Below are 19,377 nucleotides of genomic sequence, written 5' to 3'. Positions count from 1 at the left end.
CCCGCTGGGAACGGTTCGTTTCAGACCGTTACAGCCGATGAGGCGGGACGGCGGCGGTCCGGAAAGCTGGACGCATGTCCACCGTCCTGACCGCCACCGCGCCTGCGTCGAGTCCCGCCGCGGCACCCGGGGCGGTGTCGCTCGCGGGTGTGGAACGCACCTTCGCCGGCGCGAACGGCGCGGTCCCGGTGCTCCGCGGCGTCGACCTGACGATCGACCCCGGGGAGATCGTCGCCGTCGTCGGTCCGTCCGGGTGCGGCAAGTCCACGCTCCTGCGTCTGCTGGCGGGCCTCGACACCCCGACCGCGGGGTCGGTGACCGTCGACGGCACGCCGCTCCGCGACACCGACGAGCGCACCGCCGTGGCCTTCCAGGAGCCGCGCCTGCTGCCGTGGCGCAGCATCGCCGAGAACGTCGAACTCGGGATGCCGCGCGGCACCGCGCGCGCCGCGACGAGAGCCCGCGTCGCCGAGCTGCTCGACCTCGTGGGGCTGACCTCCGCCGCGACGCGTCGCCCGAGCGAGGTCTCCGGGGGGATGGCGCAGCGCGCATCCCTCGCGCGCGCCCTCGCCCGCGGACCCGAGGTGCTGCTGCTCGACGAGCCGTTCGGCGCCCTCGACGCGCTCACGCGGCTGCGGATGCAGGATCTCCTCCTCGACGTCCACTCCGCCGAACCGACGACCGTCGTCCTCGTGACGCACGACGTCGAGGAAGCCCTCTACCTCGCCGACCGCGTGCTGCAGCTGCGTGCGATCGACGCCGGATCCCCGGAATCCTCGATCGCACGCGTGATCGAGGTCCCCGGCATCCGCCCCCGTGACCGCGCCGATCGCGGCTTCACGGACCTCCGCGCCGAGCTCCTCGACGGACTCGGCGTCGACACCCACCGCTCGACCCCTCAGGAGACCCGATGAGCACCGTCATCCGCCGCACCGCCCCCACGATCGTCGTGGCGGGAGCGGTGATGCTCATGGCCACGGGGTGCCTCGCCGGCGAGAACGCCGCCTCCACCACCGAGAGCACGGGAGAGTGGTCCACCGACACGCTGTCGATCGACTTCGCGACCTACAACCCGCTGAGCCTCGTCGTGAAAGACCAGGGCCTCATCGAGAAGGCGCTCGGCGACGACGTCGACGTCGAGTGGACGCAGTCCGCCGGGTCGAACAAGGCCAACGAGCTGCTGCGCGCCGGTTCGCTCGACGTCGGCTCCACGGCCGGCTCCGCCGCGCTGCTGGCCCGCGCCAACGGCTCGCCGATCAAGGTCATCGACGTCTACTCGCAGCCCGAATGGTCGGCGATCGTCGTCGGCCCCGACAGCGACATCACCTCGGTCGCCGACCTGAAGGGCAAGAAGGTCGCGGCGACCAGCGGCACCGACCCGTACTTCTTCCTGCTGCAGGCGCTCGAGACGGCCGGACTCAGCGTCTCCGACGTCGAGGTGCAGAACCTGCAGCACGCCGACGGCCGCTCGGCCCTCGATGGCGGATCGGTCGACGCGTGGGCCGGTCTCGACCCGATCATGGCGGCCGCCGAGGTCGAGTCGGACGACAAGCTGATCTACCGGAACGTCGACTTCAACTCGTACGGCTTCCTCAACGCGACCGAGGACTTCCTCACCGACCACGCCGATGTCGCGCAGGTCGTCGTCAACGCATACGAGGAAGCCCGCGAGTGGGCTCTGGCGAACCCCGACGAGACCGCGGCGCTCCTCGCCGAGGTCGCCGGGATCGACCCCGCCGTCGCGACCACCGTCATCTCCGAGCGCTCGAACCTCGACGTCAGCGCCATCCCCGGCGACGCCCAGCTGGCGGTCCTCGAGAAGATCGCTCCGGTGCTCGTCGACTCCGACGCGGTGACCGGTGGGCAGGATGCCGTGGACACGGCGCTCGACACGATCATCGAGCCGACGTTCGCCGAGAAGGCCGCAGGCTGATCGTGACGGCCTCCGCAGAGGCGACCACCACCGCCGCGGCGCCCTCGGGCGCGGCGGCGGTGCGGCCGTTCTGGTCCCGCACGAGCGTCCGCGTCGTAGGCGGTCTCGTCGTCCCCGTCGCCCTCCTCGCGCTGTGGCAGGCGGTGACGGCGTTCGGGGTGATCCCGACCTATCGCCTGCCGGCCCCAGTCGACGTGGTGAACGCGGCGGTCCGTCTCGCCGAGGACGGCACGCTCTGGCGTCATATCGCGATCTCGGTGCAGCGCGTCGCCCTCGGCTTCGCGGTCGGGTCGGTCGTGGGCCTTGCCGTCGCCGCGGTCGTCGGGCTGACCCGTTCCGGGGACGTCCTCCTCAGCCCGATCCTCGCGGGGTTCCGCGCGATTCCTTCGCTGGCGTTGGTGCCGCTCCTGCTGTTGTGGATGGGCATCGGCGAGGAGCCGAAGGTGACGCTGGTGGCGATCGGCGCGTTCTTCCCGGTCTTCACGACCGTCGCGGGCGCCCTCCGCCATGTGGATCCGCACCTCGTCGAGATGGCGCGCTCGTTCGGTCTCCGCGGGTGGGGGCTGTTCCGCACGGTCCAGCTGCCCGCGACCGTGCCCTCTCTTGTCTCAGGTCTGCGCCTAGCGCTCGCGCAGGCGTGGTTGTTCCTCGTCGCCGCGGAGCTCATCTCCGCCTCGATGGGTCTCGGATACTTGCTTACCGATTCGCAGAGCACGGGACGCGTCGACCGCATCTTCCTGGCGATCGTGATCCTGGCGGGCCTCGGGGTGCTCTCGAACGCGCTCGTCACCCTGCTCCAGCGCCGTGTCCTGCGGAAGTGGTCATGACTTCGACGACCGCAGACGACGAGCTGCGCCTCGTCGAGACCCGCGCCTACCCGGCGCCGCCCACGTTCGCCGCGCAGGCCAACGTGACCGCCGGTGCGTACGGGGAGGCTGCCGCGGATCCCCTGGCCTTCTGGGAGCGTGCCGCGCGGCGCCTGGATTGGACGACCCCCTGGCACACCGCGCTCGACTGGCAGCCCCCCGCCCGCTCCGACGACGGCACACTGGCCGTCCCGGTCGCCTGCTGGTTCGACGGGGGCACCCTGAACGTCGCCGTGAACTGCGTCGACCGCCACGTCGCCGCCGGGCGAGGTGAGAAGGTCGCTCTCTACTTCGAAGGCGAGCCCGGCGACCGCACCGCCGTCACGTACGCGGACCTGCAGCGTCGGGTGTCGCAGGCGGCGAACGCGCTCACCGCCCTCGGCATCCGTCCGGGCGATCGCGTCGTCGTGTACCTGCCGGTCCTCGTCGAGACGGTCGTGATCACCCTCGCGTGCGCACGGATCGGCGCCGTGCATTCGCTCGTGTTCGGCGGGTTCTCGGCCGAGGCGCTGCGGTTCCGCCTCGAGGACACCGGCGCGAAGCTGCTCGTCACGAGCGATGGGCAGTTCCGCCGCGGGGGAGCGGTCGAGGTGAAGTCCGCCGCCGACACCGCGGCTGCGGGACTGCCGGCCCTCGAGCACGTGCTGGTCGTCCGGCGCACCGGCGACGAGGTCGCGTGGACCCCGGGTCGCGACGTCTGGTGGCACGAGGTGGTCGACACGGCAGCGCCCGTCCACGCGGCGCCGGCGTTCGAGGCGGAGCATCCGCTCTTCATCATCTACACCTCCGGCACGACGGGCAGGCCGAAGGGCCTCGTGCACACCTCGGGCGGGTACCTCACGCACGCGAGTTGGGCGCACTGGGCCCACTTCGACGCGAAGCCCGACGACGTGCACTGGTGCACCGCCGACCTCGCCTGGGTCACCGCGCACACCTACGAGATCTACGGCCCGCTCTCGAACGGTCTCACCCAGGTCATCTACGAGGGGACGCCCGATGCGCCGCACCGCGAGCGTCATCTGGAGATCATCGAGCGCTACGGGGTGACCGTCTACTACACGGCGCCCACCCTCATCCGCACCTTCATGACCTGGTTCGGCGACGCGCTCCCGGCCGGTCACGACCTGTCTCGCATCCGCCTGCTCGGCACCGTGGGCGAGGCGATCAACCCTGCCGCGTGGGTGTGGTTCCGTCGCACGTTCGGCCGCGACGAGGTGCCCGTCGTCGACACGTGGTGGCAGTCCGAGACCGGTGCGGCGATGATCGCCCCGCTGCCCGGCGTCACGACCCTGAAGCCCGGCTCTGCGACCGTCCCGCTGCCGGGGATCGACGCGGCCGTCGTGGACGCCGAAGGCCGCGAGGTCCCGCCGGGACGCTCGGGAACGCTCGTCGTGCGCCGCCCCTGGCCGGGCATGGCGCGGACCGTGTGGGGTGACCCGGACCGCTACCGCGACGCGTACTGGTCGGCCTACGCCGGGCACGGGGAGTACGGCGGCTACTACGTCGCCGGCGACGGCGCGACCCGCGACGCCGACGGCCACATCCGCATCCTCGGACGACTCGACGACGTCGTGAACGTCTCCGGTCACCGTCTGTCGACGATCGAGATCGAATCGGTGCTCGTGGCGCACGAGACGGTGGGCGAGGCGGGCACGACGGGTGTCGCCGATCCCGTCACCGGCCACGCGGTCGCGGCCTTCGTCGTCCCGTCCGGGGCGGGGAGGCCGGATGCCGCCGACCTCCGCGCGCACGTCGCGCGCGAAATCGGGCCGGTCGCCAAGCCCCGCCATGTGGTCGTCGTCCCGGACCTGCCGAAGACCCGTTCCGGCAAGATCCTCCGCCGCCTGCTCGCCCAGCTGTGGCAGGCGGAGCAGGACCGCCGTGCCGGCCGCGAGCCCGCGCCGCTCGGCGACACCACGTCGCTGCAGAACCCCGACGCCGTCGCAGAGATCGCCGCCGCCCTCGCCGCGGCCTGACACGCGGCATCCCGAGAGAGAAGACATGACCGACGAACACCGCTTCGGCTTCCGCACCCGCGCCCTTCACGCCGGAGGGACCCCGGATGCCGCCACCGGCGCCCGCGTCGTGCCGATCTACCAGACCTCCTCGTTCGTCTTCGACGACGCGACGGATGCCGCGAACCTCTTCGCGCTGCAGAAGTACGGCAACATCTACTCCCGCATCGGCAACCCCACCGTCGCCGCGCTCGAGGAGCGCCTCGCATCGCTCGAGGGTGGGATCGGCGCGGTCGCGACGGCGTCGGGGATGAGTGCGGAGTTCATCACGTTCGCCGCCCTGGTCGGCGTCGGCGACCACGTCGTCGCGTCGGCGCAGCTCTACGGCGGCACCGTCACGCAGCTCGACGTGACGCTCCGCCGCTTCGGCGTCGACACCACGTTCGTCGCCTCGAGCGATCCGGCCGACTACGCCGCGGCGATCCGGCCCGAGACGAAGGTCCTCTACGTCGAGACGATCGGCAACCCGTCGGGCGAGATCGCCGACATCGAGGGGCTCGCCGAGGTCGCTCACGCGGCCGGCATCCCGCTCGTCGTCGACTCGACCCTCGCGACCCCCTACCTCGCCCGGCCGCTCGAGCACGGCGCGGACATCGTCATCCATTCGGTCACCAAGTTCCTCGGCGGGCACGGCACCACCCTCGGCGGCGTGGTCGTCGAGAAGGGGACGTTCGACTGGGGCAACGGGAAGTTCCCGCAGATGACCGAGCCGGTGGCCTCCTACGGCGGCATCCGCTGGTGGGACAACTTCGGCGAGTACGGCTTCCTCACCAAGCTCCGCACCGAGCAGCTCCGCGACATCGGTGCGGCGCTCAGCCCGCACTCCGCGTTCCTGCTGCTGCAGGGCGTCGAGACCTTGCCGCAGCGCATCGACGCGCATCTCGCGAATGCGCGCATCGTCGCCGAGTGGCTGGACTCCGACCCCCGCGTCTCGTTCGTGACGTGGGCGGGGCTTCCCGGTCATCCGCACCACGCGCGGGCGCAGAAGTACCTGCCGCTCGGACCGGGGTCGGTCTTCGCGTTCGGCGTGAAGGCGGGCGACGAGACGTCGACCGAGGCGGAGCGGGTGGCCGCGGGACGCCGCGCCGGTGAGGCCGTCATCGACGCGCTGCAGCTCGCCTCCCACCTGGCCAACATCGGCGACGCGCGGACCCTCGTCATCCACCCCGCCTCGACGACGCACCAGCAGCTGAGCGCCGAGCAGCTCGTCGCCGCCGGCGTCCCCGCCGACCTCATCCGCATCTCGGTCGGTCTCGAAGACCCCGAGGACATCATCTGGGACCTCGATCAGGCCCTCACCCGAGCCACAGGAGTCAGCCGATGAGCGACACGAACGCGTGCGCCCTGCCCACGCCCGCCGGGCACCACTCCGCCCCCCGCACGTGGCCGTCGGCCGGAGCGCAGGAGCGGTTCGAGATCCTCCGCCGCGCGAAGACGATCGCGATCGTCGGCGCCTCCGACAACCCGGCGCGGGCGAGCTACTTCGTCGCGACTTACCTGCGGGGGAGTTCGCCGTACGACGTGTACTACGTCAACCCGCGGGCCACTGAGATCCTCGGGCAGCCCGCGTACGCCTCGCTCGCCGACCTCCCCGTCGCCCCCGACATCGTCGACGTGTTCCGAAAGCACGACGACCTGCCGGGCGTCGCCCAGGAGGCGGTGGATGCCGGTGCCTCGACCCTCTGGCTGCAGCTCGGCTCGTGGCACGAGGGAGCCGCGAAGATCGCCGCGGACGCGGGACTGTCGGTCGTCATGGACCGCTGCGTCAAGATCGAGCACGCGCGCTTCCACGGCGGGCTCCACCTCGCCGGGTTCGACACCGGAGTGCTGAGCTCGAAGCGGCAGCTGCTCAGCCGGTGACCGCCCGCGCGGCGGAACCACCGCGCGCCCTGTAGACTGGCGGGATGCCGCGCCGCGCACACGCGCGTCCGTGCAGTCTTCTCGCCTCACCGATCCTGGAGGACCACCATGGCCAACCGTGACCAGGGCATCATCGACCCGCCCATCGACGCACTGCTCGACAAGGTCGACTCGAAGTACCAGCTCGTGATCTACGCATCCAAGCGTGCGCGTCAGATCAACGACTACTACTCGGACCTCCACGAGGGCAACCTCTTCGACAACGTGGGCCCCCTCGTCGACTCGAACGTCGAGGACAAGCCCCTCACGATCGCCCTCCACGAGATCCACGAGGACAAGCTGCGCCTGCGCGCGGCCGAGTGACCTCGACGTCATGACCCGGGCGCCACACGGCGTCATCCTCATGCCCGCGAATCCCCGGTGTCGGGGACCGCGGGCATGATGGTTTCCACACCCCCGATCCGCCCTCTGGAGGACCGATGACCGCGCTGCGCCTGTTCACGTCGGAGTCCGTGACCGAAGGTCACCCCGACAAGATCTGCGACCAGATCTCCGACAGCATCCTCGACGCCCTGCTCGAGGTCGACCCCGGCAGCCGCGTCGCCGTCGAGACCCTCGTCACCACGGGGCTCGTCCATGTCGCGGGCGAGGTGCGCACCGACGGCTACGTCGACATCCCCGGGATCGTCCGTCGTGTCGTGAACCGCATCGGCTACACCTCGTCCGAGACCGGCTTCGACGGCGACTCCTGCGGCGTGACGGTCTCGATCGGCGAGCAGTCCGGCGACATCGCCGCGGGTGTCGACAACGCGCTCGAGCACCGCGAAGGCGGTTCGGTGGACCCCGTCGACGCGCTCGGGGCGGGCGATCAGGGCATCATGTTCGGCTACGCCACGAACGAGACGCCGCAGTACATGCCGACCGCGATCTGGACGGCGCACCGCCTCGCCGAGCGGCTGACCGACGCCCGCCGCAGCGGCGCTCTGCCCTTCCTCCGTCCCGACGGCAAGACGCAGGTCACGCTCGGGTACGAGGGCACGACCCCGCGCACCGTCGACACCGTGGTGCTGTCGACGCAGCACCACCCCGACATCTCGCTGCCGGCGCTCCGCGCGGCGGTCCAGGCCGAGGTCATCGACCCCGTCCTCGCCCAGACGGGGCTCGACGTCTCGGACGTCCGGTACGTCATCAACCCGGCAGGCCCCTTCGTCGTCGGCGGTCCGAAGGGCGATGCGGGCCTGACGGGACGCAAGATCATCATCGACACCTACGGCGGCGCCGCCCGACACGGCGGCGGGGCATTCAGCGGCAAGGACCCGTCCAAGGTCGACCGTTCGGCGGCGTATGCGATGCGCTGGGTCGCCAAGAACGCGGTCGCGGCGGGTCTGGCCGATCGTCTCGAGGTGCAGGTGGCGTACGCCATCGGCCGCGCCGCGCCGGTCGGGCTCTACGTCGAGACGTTCGGCACCGGTCACGTCTCCGACGAGGCGATCACGGCCGCGATCCGCGACGTGTTCGACCTGCGTCCGCAGGCGATCATCGACGACCTCGACCTGCTGCGTCCCATCTACGCGCAGACCGCCGCGTACGGCCACTTCGGGCGCGAACTCCCCGAGTTCACCTGGGAGCGCACCGACCGCGTCGACGCGTTGCGGGCCGCCGCCGGTCTCTGACCCCGTGATCGACGTCGCGCGGGTCCTCATCGACTCGCCGCTGCCGCAGCTCGATCGGCTCTTCGACTACGCCGTCCCGAGCGCCCTCCGGGAGGACGTCCGCCCGGGCGTGCGTGTGAAGGTGCCGCTTCGGAGCGCCGGACGCGTGGTCGAGGCCTGGGTCATCGAGCGCGCCGAGGTCGAGCCGGGCGGGAGACCGCTGTCCGAGGTCGCCGCGGTCGTCTCCCTCGTCCCGATCCTCCCCGACGGGCTCTACCGGCTCGCCCGACGCGTGGCGGACCGCGCCGCCGGCTCGGCGAGCGACATCCTGCGTCTGGCTGTCCCCAAACGGATGGTGCGCGCCGAGAAGGCGTGGGTGGCCGCGGAGCCGCCCGCGGCGCCGACGGTGGACCCGGATGCCGCGACCCGCGCACGTGCGGTGGCATCGGCATACCCCGGGCTCGCCGATGCGGTGCTCGCGGGGGAGCGGCTCGCGGTGGATGCGCCCCCGCATCCCTCGCCCGGGCAGCTGCGCGGCGCGTGGGCGGATCTGCTCGCGTCGCTCGCGACCCTCGTCCTGGACGGCGGCCGGAGCGCGCTCATCGTCGTGCCGGACCACCGCGACCAGTCGCAGGTCCTGCAGGCGCTCGCGGCGCTCGTGCCGGCGGACGCCGTCATCCGCGACGACGCCCGGCGGTCGGGTCCGGAGCGCTTCGCGACCTACCTCCGCATGCTGAGCCCCGCGCCCTGCATCGTGGTGGGCAACCGATCGAGCGTCTACGCCCCGGCCCACGACGTCGGCGCGGTCCTCCTGTGGGACGACGGCGACCCGCTGCTCGCCGAGCCGCTGAGTCCCGGGGTCCACGCCCGCGATGCGGCGCTCGTGCGGCAGGAGGAGGAGCACTCCGCCCTCGTCTTCGCCGGTCACACCCGGACGACGGACGTCGAACGTCTCGTGCAGCTCGGCTGGGTGCGCGAGCTGCCCGCGCAGCGTCGCGTCAGCCCGCGGGTCGTCCTGTCGGCCACGCACGAGGCCGAGTACCGGGGCGCCCGCGTACCGTCCGCGGCCTTCGCCGCCGCGCGCGAAGCCCTGCAGCACGGTCCCGTGCTCGTGCAGGTCGCCCGTCCGGGGTACTCGCCCGTGCTCGTGTGCGCCGAGTGCCGTCACCCGGCGCGGTGTCGGCACTGCGCGGGCCCACTCCGCGCGCGCCGGCCCGGAGCCACCCCGGACTGCGGCTGGTGCGGTCGGTCGGCGCCGAACTGGACCTGCGCGAACTGCCAGGGAACGCGGTTCCGGATGGTGTCGTCGGGCAGCGAGCGGACCGCCGACGAGCTCGGGCGGGCGTTCCCCGGCATCCGGGTCGTCGTCGCCGACGGCGATCACCCCGTCGTGTCCGTCGACGCCCGTCCCGCCCTCGTCATCGCGACGCGGGGCGCGGAGCCGCCCGCCGAGGGTGGGTACCGCGCGGTGATCCTCCTGGACGGCGACAAGATGCTCATGGCCGAGCAGCTGCGCATCGGCGAGTCGTGCCTCCGGTGGTGGTCGAACGCCGCCGCCCTGGCGGCGCCCGGCGCTCCGGTCCACCTCGTCGGGGTCACCGGTCCGGTTGCCCGCGCGCTCGCGACCTGGACGCACGCGGCCTACGCGCGCGCGGAACTGTCCGATCGGGCGCCGCTGCTCATGCCGCCGACGGTCCGGGTCGCCGCCGTCGAGGGGGCCGCGGCATCCGTCGACCGCGCCCTCGCCGAGCTGCGCGAGGCGGTTCCGGGCCTGGGTCCCCTCAGCGTGCTGGGGCCGGTGCCGACCGACGACGGCGCGCGGGCGCTCGTGCGGGTCGACTACGCGCACGGGCGGGCGGTGGCCGAGCAGCTGCGGGCCTCGGTCGTCGCCGACGCCGTCCGCGGTCGACGGCGGGGTCCGGGGCCGCGGACTACACTCAGGGTTCGGCTCGATGTGCCCGAGCTCGATCTGTGAGGACCTGAATGCGCGTCGTTTTCGCCGGAACCCCCGAACCGGCCGTCCCCTCGCTCCGCGCCCTCGCCGCCTCGTCCCACGAGATCGTCGGCGTCGTCACCCGTCGCGATGCCCCCGTCGGACGCAAGCGCGTGCTGACGCCGTCCCCCGTCGCGGTGGCGGCCGAGGAGCTCGGACTGACCGTCGTCAAGGCCGACCGGCTCGACGAAGCGGCGACCGCCGAGATCGCCGCCCTCGGCGCGGACCTCGGTGTCATCGTCGCGTACGGCGGTCTCGTGCGGGAGCCCCTGCTCTCGACGCCCCGGCACGGATGGATCAACCTGCACTTCTCGCTCCTTCCCAAGTGGCGCGGCGCCGCGCCGGTGCAGCACGCGCTCATCGCGGGCGACCGGGTGACGGGCGCCGCCGTGTTCCAGCTCGTCCCGGCCCTGGATGCGGGCGACGTGTACGACGAGATGCGCTACGACGTCCCGCGCGGGGCGACCGCAGGTGACGTGCTCGCCGACCTGGCGGTCTCGGGTGCTCAGCTGGTGTCCGGCGTCGTCGACGCGATCGATGACGGCACCGCCGCCCCGACCCCGCAGCAGGGGGAGCCGACGCTCGCGCCCAAGCTCACGCAGGCGGACGGTGCGCTCGACCTGACGCAGCCCGCCGACCGGGTCGTCGACCGCTTCCGCGGGACGACCCCCGAACCCGGCGCGTACCTCTCCGTCGGCGGCGCACGTGTGAAGATCCACGCGGCCCTGCGCGGTCCCGACACCGGCCTCGAGGTCGGCCGGCTCGCCCTCGTCGGCCGTGACGTGCTCGTCGGGACGGGGGAGGGGACGCTGCTCCTGCGCACCGTGCAGCCCGCCGGCAAGGGCGCCATGCCCGCCGCGGACTGGTGGCGTGGCCTCCGGTCCGACGATCCGCGCGTCGACCTGCCGGGGGAGTCGTCGTGACCGCCGCACGCGACGTCGCGTACACCGTCATCCACGCGGTCGGTGCGGAGGACGCCTACGCCAACCTCCTGCTCCCGCGCGAACTCGAGCGTGCCCGGCTTTCGACGGCGGATGCCGCCCTCGCCACCGAACTCACCTACGGCACGCTCCGCCGGGTGGGCACCTACGACGCGATCATCGAGATCGCCGCGGCACGCCCGGTCTCGGGCATCGACCCCGCCGTCCTGGACGCGCTGCGGCTGGGGGCGCATCAGCTGCTGGCGACGCGCGTCCCCGCGCACGCCGCGGTCCACGAGACGGTCGACCTCGTGGGGCGCGTCGCCGGACGTCGTGCGACGGGTTTCGCGAACGCCGTCCTGCGCCGCGTGTCCGAGCGGGACGAGGAGGAGTGGCTGTCGCGCATCGAGGATGCTGCCCGCTCCGACGACGAGCGGCTGTCGGTGCGCTTTGCCCATCCCGTCTGGATCATCCGCGCCTTCCGACGCGCCCTCGCCGCGGAGGGGCGCGAGGCGGAGCTGCTCGACCTGCTGGCGGCGGACAACGCCGCGCCCACGGTGACGCTGTCGGCCCTCCCGGGCGTGGGCGAGATCCCGGCGGACGCCGATCGCACGCCGTTCTCGCCGCTGGGCTTCCGGCTCGCCGGCGGTGACCCCGATCGCATCGTGCGCGCCTCGGGCGGCGCTGTGCGCGTCCAGGACGAGGGGTCCCAGCTCGCCGCCCTCGCGTTGTCCCGTGCGCTGCCCGTCCGCAAGGGCGAGCGCTGGCTCGACCTGTGCGCCGCTCCGGGCGGCAAGACGGCGGTCCTCGCGGCCGAGGCGGTCGCGCACGACGCCCGGCTCGAGGCGAACGAGCTCTCCCCGGCACGCGCGCGACTGGTGCGCCAGTCGGTCGCCGCGGTCCCGCTCGAGGTGCCGGTGTCGGAGGAGGACGGCCGCTCGCGTGCCGGGCGGGGCGTCTACGATCGCATCCTCGTCGACGCGCCGTGCACCGGACTCGGTGCCCTCCGTCGGCGCCCCGAGGCGCGGTGGCGCAAGGCCCCCGCCGACGTCCCCGAGCTCACGCAGTTGCAGACCGAGCTCCTCACCGCGGCGGTCGACGCGCTCGCTCCCGGCGGGGTCGTCGCCTACGTCACGTGCTCCCCGCACCTGGCCGAGACGGCGGGTGTGGTGGCCGAGGTCGAGCGTCGTTTCGGCGCCGAGATCACCCAGCTCGACGCCCGCGCGGTGCTCCGTGAGATCTCCGGCGGCGACATCGATCTCGCCGCACCGGCCGACGGTTCCGGTCGCGCGCAGCTGTGGCCGCACCGTCACGCGACCGACGCCATGTCGATCTGGCTCCTGCGCCGTTCGTGACTCTGCAGGAAAGACGACGGGGCGCCGGGATAATGGCTGACGTGGCCCATTCCGACGTACGCATCAACCCCAGCATCCTCGCCGCCGACTTCGTGAACATGCAGGCCGAGCTCGCCCGCATCGCGTCGGCGGACTTCGTCCACGTCGATGTGATGGACAACCACTTCGTCCCCAACCTGACGTTCGGCCCGCAGATGGTCGAGCGCATCCAGGCGACCAGTCCGGTGCCGCTCGACGTGCACCTCATGATCAGCGACGCCGACCGGTGGGCGCCGGGCTACGCCGAGATCGGCGCGGCATCCGTCACCTTCCACCTCGAAGCGGCCGCCGAACCCGTCGCGCTCGCGCGGCGCCTGCGTGACATCGGGGCGCGCGCCGGTGTCGCCGTGAAGCCGGCGACCCCCGTCGAGCAGCTCTTCGACGTGCTCGACGAGTTCGACCAGATCCTCGTGATGACCGTCGAGCCCGGCTTCGGAGGGCAGAGCTTCATGGCCGACCAGATGCCGAAGCTCCGTCGCCTGGCCGACGAGGCGCGCCGGCGCGGGTCGCAGGTCTGGTTGCAGGTCGACGGCGGTATCGGCGAGTCGACCATCGCGCAGGCGGCGGAGGCCGGGGCCGACACGTTCGTGGCGGGCTCCGCGGTGTTCGGCGCCGAGGACCCCGGCGCGGCGATCCGCGCCCTCCGGTCGGCCGCGGCATCCGCTCACCGGCACTGACGGCCTCGTCACGGGAACCGGACCGCGGCGCCGTGCCGGTACCCTGGATGGTGTGAAGACCTTTGACGGACTGTTCTCCGAGCTGACCGAGACGGCGCAGACCCGTCCCGAGGGATCCGGAACCGTCGCGCAGCTCGACCGGGGCGTCCACGCGATCGGCAAGAAGATCGTCGAAGAGGCGGCCGAGGTCTGGATGGCCGCCGAATACCAGTCCGACGCCGAGACGGCCGAGGAGATCTCGCAGCTGCTGTACCACCTGCAGGTGCTGATGCTCGCGAAGGGGCTGACGCTCGAGGACGTGTACCGACATCTCTGATCGGTCCTTCCCGCCGTCCGCATACCTCACACCGAAAGACGTTCCATGCTGCGCATCGCCGTCCCCAACAAGGGCATGCTCGCCGAGACCACGGCGGGGATGCTCGCCGAAGCCGGGTACACCGGCCGACGTGACCCCAAGGACCTCCACGTCATCGACCCCGTCAACGACGTCGAGTTCTTCTACCTCCGTCCGAAGGACATCGCGACCTACGTCGGTTCCGGCGCGCTCGACGTCGGGATCACCGGCCGCGACCTGCTGCTGGACGCCCGGATGCCGGGGGCCCGCGAGATCGAGCAGCTCGGCTTCGGCGGCTCGACGTTCCGATTCGCCGGTCCTCCAGGACGCTTCACCGAGCTCTCCGACCTCGACGGTCTGCGTGTCGCGACGGCCTACCCGGGCCTCGTCGACGGCTACCTCGACGAGCACGGCGTGGCTGTGGACCTCGTGCCCCTCGACGGAGCGGTCGAGTCCGCCGTGCAGCTGGGGGTGGCGGATGCCGTCGCCGACGTCGTCTCGACGGGGACGACGCTCCGCCAGGCCGGGCTCGAGATCTTCGGCCCCGTCCTGCTCGAGTCCGAGGCGGTCCTCATCGGCGCCCCGACCGAGGCGCCCGGCACCGAGACGCTGCTGCGGCGCCTGCGCGGCGTGATGGTCGCCCGCCGCTACGTGCTCATCGACTACGACCTGCCGGCGCACCTCGTCGACCAGGCGGTCGCGCTGACCCCGGGCATCGAGTCCCCGACGATCTCGCCGCTGCGCGACCCGGAGTGGGTGGCCGTGCGCGTCATGAGCCCGCGCAAGACCGTGAACCAGGTCATGGACGCGCTGTACGAGATCGGCGCCCGCGCGATCCTCGTGACGGCGATCCACAACGCGAGGCTCTGACGTGTCGCTCGTCTGCCGGGTCATCCCGTGCCTCGACGTGGCCGCCGGCAAGGTCGTGAAGGGCGTCAACTTCGAGAACCTGCGCGAGATGGGCGACCCCGTCGAACTCGCCCGCCGGTACTACGAGCAGGGTGCGGACGAGATCACCTTCCTCGACGTCACCGCGACCGTCGACGCGCGCGACACGACCTACGACGTCGTGCAGCGCACCGCCGAGCAGGTCTTCATCCCACTCACGGTCGGCGGCGGCGTGCGCTCGGCCGAGGACGTCGCCCGCCTCCTCGGCGTCGGTGCCGACAAGGTCGGCGTGAACTCGGCGGCCATCGCGCGGCCGGAGCTCCTCGGCGAGATCGCCGACCGGTTCGGCGCGCAGGTGCTCGTCCTGTCGCTCGACGTCAAGCGCGCACCGCACACTGCCTCCGGGTTCGCCGTCACGACCCACGGCGGCCGCACCCTGACCGACCTCGACGCGCTCGCCTGGGCGCGTGAGGCGATCGAGCGCGGTGCGGGCGAGCTCCTCGTCAACTCGATCGACGCGGACGGTACGAAGGACGGTTTCGACCTCGAGCTCGTCGCCCTCATGCGCGAGGTCTCGTCCGTGCCCGTGATCGCCTCGGGCGGCGCCGGCGACGCGGCGCACTTCGCCCCGGCGATCGAGGCCGGCGCCGACGCGGTGCTCGCGGCATCCGTCTTCCACTCCGGCCAGCTGACCGTCGGCAATGTGAAACAGGCCCTCGCGGCCTCGGGTGTGGAGGTGCGGCGATGACCGGATCGATCGACGAACGCATGGCGCGGGTCGTCTACAACGCCGACGGCCTCGTGCCCGCGATCGTGCAGCAGCACGACACGCGCGAGGTCCTCATGCTGGGGTGGATGGATGCCGAGGCCCTCCGCCGCACGCTGACCGAGGGTCGCGTGACGTTCTGGTCGCGGTCCCGGCAGGAGTACTGGCGCAAGGGCGACACCTCCGGCCACGCGCAGTTCGTCCGCGGCGTGCGCCTCGACTGCGACGGCGACACCCTCCTCGTGAGCGTCGAGCAGGTCGGGGCCGCCTGCCACACCGGCGACCGCACGTGCTTCGACGCCGACGACCTCGACCCCGTGATCGGCGAGTTCTCGTGACCGAGGCCACCGCGCGCCGGATGCGACTGTCCGCCGTGCTGGCGATCCTCCTCGGCGGCGCGGTCGGCATCATCGGGTCGACCCAGACCTGGCTGAACGCGACCTTGAACGACGGCTCGCAGCTCGCGGTCCCGGTCCCCGGCGCCGACGCGCTGGCGGTGCTCGCGCCGCTCAGCCTCGCCGCGCTCGCGCTCGGCCTCGCGCTCACGATCGTCGGGCGTGCGCTCCGCTACGTCTTCGCGGTCGTCGCGATCGGCCTGGGGGCGGGGCTCGGCTGGGGCTCGTACCGCATCGCAGCGGAGCAGCCCATCGACGCCGTCGCAGGGCCGGTGACGGATGCCACGGGCCTCAGCGGCGCGCAGGGTATCTCCGGCATCGTGTCCGGGATCACGGCGACGCCCTGGCCCGGGGTGACGGCCGCGGCATCCGTCCTCATCGTGCTGGGCGGCGTCCTCATCCTCGCGACCGCCCACCGGTGGAGCGCCGGCGGCCGCAAGTACCGCACGACGGGGGCCGCGGGGACCGGCCCCCGCGACAGCATCGATTCCTGGGACGACCTGTCCCGCGGTGAGGATCCGACGAGCTGACGCGTCCGGGGCGGGGGGAGGGTGCCCGCCCCGCTAGACTGGTGGTGCGGCTCCGGCCGCCCCGAACCTGCATGCGAAGGAGAACAATGAGCGGCATCGAGGACCCCGGCCACGGACACTCCCCGGCGGCATGGACGACGGTCGTCATCATGCTCATCGCCCTGACGATCGGCACCGTTTTCTTCTTCCTCGAGATGCCGCTCATGGTCTGGCTCTCGGTCGTCCTGCTGGTCATCGGCCTCATCGTCGGCTACATCATGACCAAGGCGGGCTACGGCGTCGGCGGATCCAAGACCGTCTCGAAGCAGCACTGACGTGCTCGCCGACCTGACGGCCGGCGCGGTGGAGGATGCACGGGAGCGGGAGACCGTCCGCCCCCTGGCCGTGGTGGAGAAGCTCGCGCTCGCGCGGCCTGCCGCCATCGATGCGCTGGCCGCTCTCGCCCCCGCCGACAGCGTCAAGATCATTGCCGAGGTCAAGCGCGCGAGCCCGTCGCGCGGTGATCTCGCTGACATCCCCGATCCCGCGCTGCAGGCGCGTCGCTACGAGATCGGGGGAGCGTCCGCGATCTCGGTGCTCACCGAGGGGCGCAAGTTCAAGGGTTCGCTCGCCGACCTCGAGTCGGTGCGGGCAGCCGTCACCCTCCCGGTGCTCCGCAAGGACTTCATCGCGACGCCGTACCAGGTGTTCGAGGCCCGCGCCGCCGGCGCCGACCTCGTTCTCCTCATCGTGGCGGGTCTCGAGCAGCGCGTGCTGGCCGAGCTGTACGACCTCGTCGTCGAACTCGGCATGACGCCGCTCGTCGAGACCCATTCCGCCGAAGAGGTCGCGCGCGCGGGCGACATCGGCGCGCGCCTGGTGGGTGTCAACGCCCGCAACCTCTCCACCTTCGAGCTCGACCGGGACCTCTTCGGCCGGCTCGCCCCCGAGCTGCCGGACGGCGTGATCAAGATCGCCGAGTCCGCCGTGCTCTCACCCGCCGACGTCGCCCATTACCGCGGCGCCGGCGCCGACGTCGTCCTGATCGGCGAAGCGCTCGTCACGAACGACCCCGTGTCGACGCTCGCCGCCTTCCTGGAGGCAGGCTCATGAGTCTTCGCGCAGTGAACGGTCCCTTCTTCGGCGAGTTCGGCGGGCGATACATGCCCGAGTCGCTGATCGCGGCGATCGACGAGCTCACGGCGGTCTACGAGGACGCGAAGGCCGACCCCGCCTTCGCGGCCGAGTTCGCCCGCTTGCTGAACGTCTACGCGGGGCGGCCCTCCGCCCTCACCGAGGTGCCACGGTTCGCCGAGCACGCCGGCGGCGCACGCATCTTCCTCAAGCGCGAGGACCTCAACCACACCGGGTCGCACAAGATCAACAACGTGATCGGTCAGGCGCTCATCACGCAGAAGCTCGGCAAGAAGCGGGTCATCGCCGAGACCGGCGCCGGCCAGCACGGCGTCGCCACCGCGACCGCCGCCGCGCTGTTCGGCTTCGAGTGCACGATCTACATGGGCGAGGTCGACACCGAGCGCCAGGCCCTCAACGTCGCTCGGATGAGGCTGCTGGGCGCTGAGGTCGTGCCGGTCACGACCGGCTCCCGCACCCTCAAGGACGCCATCAACGAGGCGTACCGCGACTGGGTCGCCTCGGTCGAGACGACCAACTACATCTTCGGCACCGCCGCGGGCCCGCACCCGTTCCCCGCGATGGTGCGCGACTTCCAGAAGGTCATCAGCGAGGAGGCGCGTCAGCAGCTCCTCGACGAGACCGGCCGCCTCCCCGACGCCGTCATCGCGTGCGTCGGCGGCGGGTCGAACGCGATAGGCATGTTCGACGCGTTCCTCGACGACGAAGGCGTCGCGCTGTACGGAGTGGAAGCTGCCGGTGACGGCGTCGACACGCCGAAGCACGCGGCGTCCATCGAACGCGGCCGTCCCGGCATCCTCCACGGTGCGAAGACCTTCGTCCTGCAGGACGAGGACGGGCAGACGACCGAGTCGCACTCGATCTCCGCCGGCCTCGACTACCCGGGCGTCGGGCCCGAGCACGCGTGGCTCGCGAGCATCGGCCGCGCGCAGTACATCCCCGCGACCGACACCGAGGCCATGGAGGCGCTGCGCCTGCTGAGCCGCACCGAGGGCATCATCCCCGCGATCGAATCGGCGCACGCCCTCGCCGGCGCACTCCGCATCGGCCGCGAGCTCGGTCCGGACGCGATCCTCGCCGTCAACCTCTCCGGCCGCGGCGACAAGGACATGGACACCGCCGCGCGCTGGTTCGAGCTGTACGACGCCGACAAGGAGCCCGTCGAGATCCCGGCCGACCTCGAGCACGGCAGCGGCGAAGGGGTCGAGCTGTGACCTCGCGCGTCGCCGCCGCGATCGCCGCCGCGAAGGAATCCGGTCGGGGCGCGTTCGTCGGTTACCTCCCGATCGGATACCCCGACCTGCAGACGAGCATCGACGCCGCCGTGGCCCTGGCCGACAACGGCGCGGACATCCTCGAGCTCGGCCCGCCTTACTCCGACCCCGTCATGGACGGCGTCGTCATCCAGGAGGCCACGCAGGCCGCCCTCGCGGCGGGCTTCCGCTTCCGCGACACGTTCACGGCCGTCCGCGCCATCGCCGAACGCGTCGATGTGCCGATCGTCGTCATGACGTACTGGAATCCTGTGTTCCAGTACGGCGTGGACCGGTTCGCCGACGACCTCGCCGCCGCCGGCGGTGCGGGACTCATCACCCCCGACATCACGCCCGACGCAGCGGCCGAGTGGATCGCCGCGTCCGAGCGCACCGGGCTCGATCGCATCTTCCTCGCGGCACCGTCCTCGACCGACGAGCGCATCAGGATGATCGCCGAGCACTCCACCGGTTTCGTGTACACCGTCTCGACGATGGGCATCACGGGGGAGCGGACGGAATTGGATGCCGCGGCCCGCGCCCTCGTCGATCGCCTGCGCGCGCACGGCGTCGAGAACGCCTGCGTCGGCATCGGCATCTCGACGGCCGACCAAGTCGACGGTGTCCTCGACTACGCCGACGGCGCCATCGTGGGCACCGCGCTCGTGCGCGCGCTCCGCGACGGCGGTGTGGACGGCCTCGCCGCGACGACCCGTGAGCTGTCCCGCGGCGCAGGTCCGCGTCCGGGCACCGCGTAGACTCGCCGT

The 19,377-nt window shown here is 72.2% G+C and carries 21 protein-coding genes; all 21 read left to right on the top strand.

From position 1 onward, the window contains the following. The first annotated feature begins 74 nt into the window (after positions 1-74). Positions 75-914: an ABC transporter ATP-binding protein gene (locus ACPEH0_RS02980; RefSeq protein WP_366213056.1), complete on the top strand. Its 840-nt coding sequence runs from the start codon at positions 75-77 to the stop codon at positions 912-914. Beyond that, entirely contained in the window at positions 911-1,933 is a 1,023-nt protein-coding gene (locus ACPEH0_RS02975; protein WP_366213057.1) for an aliphatic sulfonate ABC transporter substrate-binding protein, read from the top strand. The genes ACPEH0_RS02980 and ACPEH0_RS02975 overlap by 4 nt, the downstream gene beginning before the upstream one ends. A 2-nt stretch (positions 1,934-1,935) precedes the next feature. After that, the gene (locus tag ACPEH0_RS02970) at positions 1,936-2,760 is read left to right on the top strand and encodes an ABC transporter permease (protein ID WP_366213059.1); all 825 of its coding nucleotides are present in this window, start codon (positions 1,936-1,938) and stop codon (positions 2,758-2,760) included. Then, the gene (acs, locus tag ACPEH0_RS02965) at positions 2,757-4,775 is read left to right on the top strand and encodes an acetate--CoA ligase (protein WP_366213060.1); all 2,019 of its coding nucleotides are present in this window, start codon (positions 2,757-2,759) and stop codon (positions 4,773-4,775) included. The genes ACPEH0_RS02970 and acs overlap by 4 nt, the downstream gene beginning before the upstream one ends. 25 nt (positions 4,776-4,800) lie before the next feature. Beyond that, on the top strand, positions 4,801-6,138 hold the full coding sequence (locus ACPEH0_RS02960; protein ID WP_217531911.1) for an O-acetylhomoserine aminocarboxypropyltransferase/cysteine synthase family protein: 1,338 nt from the start codon (positions 4,801-4,803) through the stop codon (positions 6,136-6,138). Next, positions 6,135-6,674 carry a CoA-binding protein gene (locus ACPEH0_RS02955; RefSeq protein WP_217531909.1) on the top strand — a complete coding sequence of 180 codons (540 nt, stop codon included), beginning with the start codon at positions 6,135-6,137 and terminating at the stop codon, positions 6,672-6,674. Before ACPEH0_RS02960 ends, ACPEH0_RS02955 begins: the two co-directional genes overlap by 4 nt. Positions 6,675-6,782: 108 nt before the next feature. Then, a complete protein-coding gene (gene rpoZ, locus ACPEH0_RS02950; protein WP_064002061.1) occupies positions 6,783-7,037 on the top strand; it encodes a DNA-directed RNA polymerase subunit omega in 255 nt (84 codons plus the stop codon). 116 nt (positions 7,038-7,153) lie between these two features. Continuing rightward, entirely contained in the window at positions 7,154-8,347 is a 1,194-nt protein-coding gene (gene metK, locus ACPEH0_RS02945) for a methionine adenosyltransferase (protein ID WP_217531907.1), read from the top strand. 4 nt (positions 8,348-8,351) lie between these two features. Further along, positions 8,352-10,301 (top strand): primosomal protein N', encoded by a 1,950-nt coding sequence (locus ACPEH0_RS02940; RefSeq protein WP_366213061.1) that lies wholly within the window; start codon positions 8,352-8,354, stop codon positions 10,299-10,301. Positions 10,302-10,309: 8 nt separating this feature from the next. Further along, positions 10,310-11,242 carry a methionyl-tRNA formyltransferase gene (gene fmt, locus ACPEH0_RS02935; RefSeq protein WP_366213062.1) on the top strand — a complete coding sequence of 311 codons (933 nt, stop codon included), beginning with the start codon at positions 10,310-10,312 and terminating at the stop codon, positions 11,240-11,242. Further along, the gene (locus ACPEH0_RS02930) at positions 11,239-12,594 is read left to right on the top strand and encodes an RsmB/NOP family class I SAM-dependent RNA methyltransferase (RefSeq protein ID WP_217531901.1); all 1,356 of its coding nucleotides are present in this window, start codon (positions 11,239-11,241) and stop codon (positions 12,592-12,594) included. The genes fmt and ACPEH0_RS02930 overlap by 4 nt, the downstream gene beginning before the upstream one ends. Before the next feature lie 32 nt (positions 12,595-12,626). Continuing rightward, entirely contained in the window at positions 12,627-13,310 is a 684-nt protein-coding gene (gene rpe, locus ACPEH0_RS02925; RefSeq protein ID WP_217531899.1) for a ribulose-phosphate 3-epimerase, read from the top strand. Positions 13,311-13,362: 52 nt separating this feature from the next. Continuing rightward, the gene (locus tag ACPEH0_RS02920; RefSeq protein ID WP_064002055.1) at positions 13,363-13,626 is read left to right on the top strand and encodes a phosphoribosyl-ATP diphosphatase; all 264 of its coding nucleotides are present in this window, start codon (positions 13,363-13,365) and stop codon (positions 13,624-13,626) included. Positions 13,627-13,671: 45 nt separating this feature from the next. Next, positions 13,672-14,514, top strand: coding sequence for an ATP phosphoribosyltransferase (gene hisG / locus ACPEH0_RS02915; protein ID WP_217531897.1), 843 nt, complete (start codon positions 13,672-13,674; stop codon positions 14,512-14,514). A gap of 1 nt (position 14,515) precedes the next feature. Next, positions 14,516-15,280 (top strand): imidazole glycerol phosphate synthase subunit HisF, encoded by a 765-nt coding sequence (gene hisF, locus ACPEH0_RS02910; protein WP_217531895.1) that lies wholly within the window; start codon positions 14,516-14,518, stop codon positions 15,278-15,280. Further along, complete coding sequence (gene hisI, locus ACPEH0_RS02905; RefSeq protein WP_064002052.1) at positions 15,277-15,636, top strand: phosphoribosyl-AMP cyclohydrolase; 360 nt, start codon at positions 15,277-15,279, stop codon at positions 15,634-15,636. The genes hisF and hisI overlap by 4 nt, the downstream gene beginning before the upstream one ends. Then, positions 15,633-16,223, top strand: coding sequence for a Trp biosynthesis-associated membrane protein (locus tag ACPEH0_RS02900; RefSeq protein ID WP_217531893.1), 591 nt, complete (start codon positions 15,633-15,635; stop codon positions 16,221-16,223). The genes hisI and ACPEH0_RS02900 overlap by 4 nt, the downstream gene beginning before the upstream one ends. A gap of 86 nt (positions 16,224-16,309) precedes the next feature. Then, on the top strand, positions 16,310-16,537 hold the full coding sequence (locus ACPEH0_RS02895; RefSeq protein WP_217531891.1) for a DUF6704 family protein: 228 nt from the start codon (positions 16,310-16,312) through the stop codon (positions 16,535-16,537). Position 16,538: 1 nt separating this feature from the next. After that, positions 16,539-17,315, top strand: a complete 777-nt coding sequence (gene trpC, locus ACPEH0_RS02890; protein WP_366213063.1) for an indole-3-glycerol phosphate synthase TrpC — start codon at positions 16,539-16,541, stop codon at positions 17,313-17,315. Next, a complete protein-coding gene (trpB, locus tag ACPEH0_RS02885) occupies positions 17,312-18,571 on the top strand; it encodes a tryptophan synthase subunit beta (protein ID WP_366213064.1) in 1,260 nt (419 codons plus the stop codon). Before trpC ends, trpB begins: the two co-directional genes overlap by 4 nt. Then, complete coding sequence (trpA, locus tag ACPEH0_RS02880) at positions 18,568-19,368, top strand: tryptophan synthase subunit alpha (RefSeq protein ID WP_217531885.1); 801 nt, start codon at positions 18,568-18,570, stop codon at positions 19,366-19,368. The genes trpB and trpA overlap by 4 nt, the downstream gene beginning before the upstream one ends. The last annotated feature ends 9 nt before the right edge of the window (positions 19,369-19,377 follow it).

The sequence above is a fragment of the Microbacterium sp. NPDC079356 genome (assembly GCF_049545465.1).
GTDB classification, from domain to species: Bacteria; Actinomycetota; Actinomycetes; order Actinomycetales; family Microbacteriaceae; genus Microbacterium; species Microbacterium gawkjiense.
This window is presented reverse-complemented; position numbering and strand designations above follow the sequence as displayed.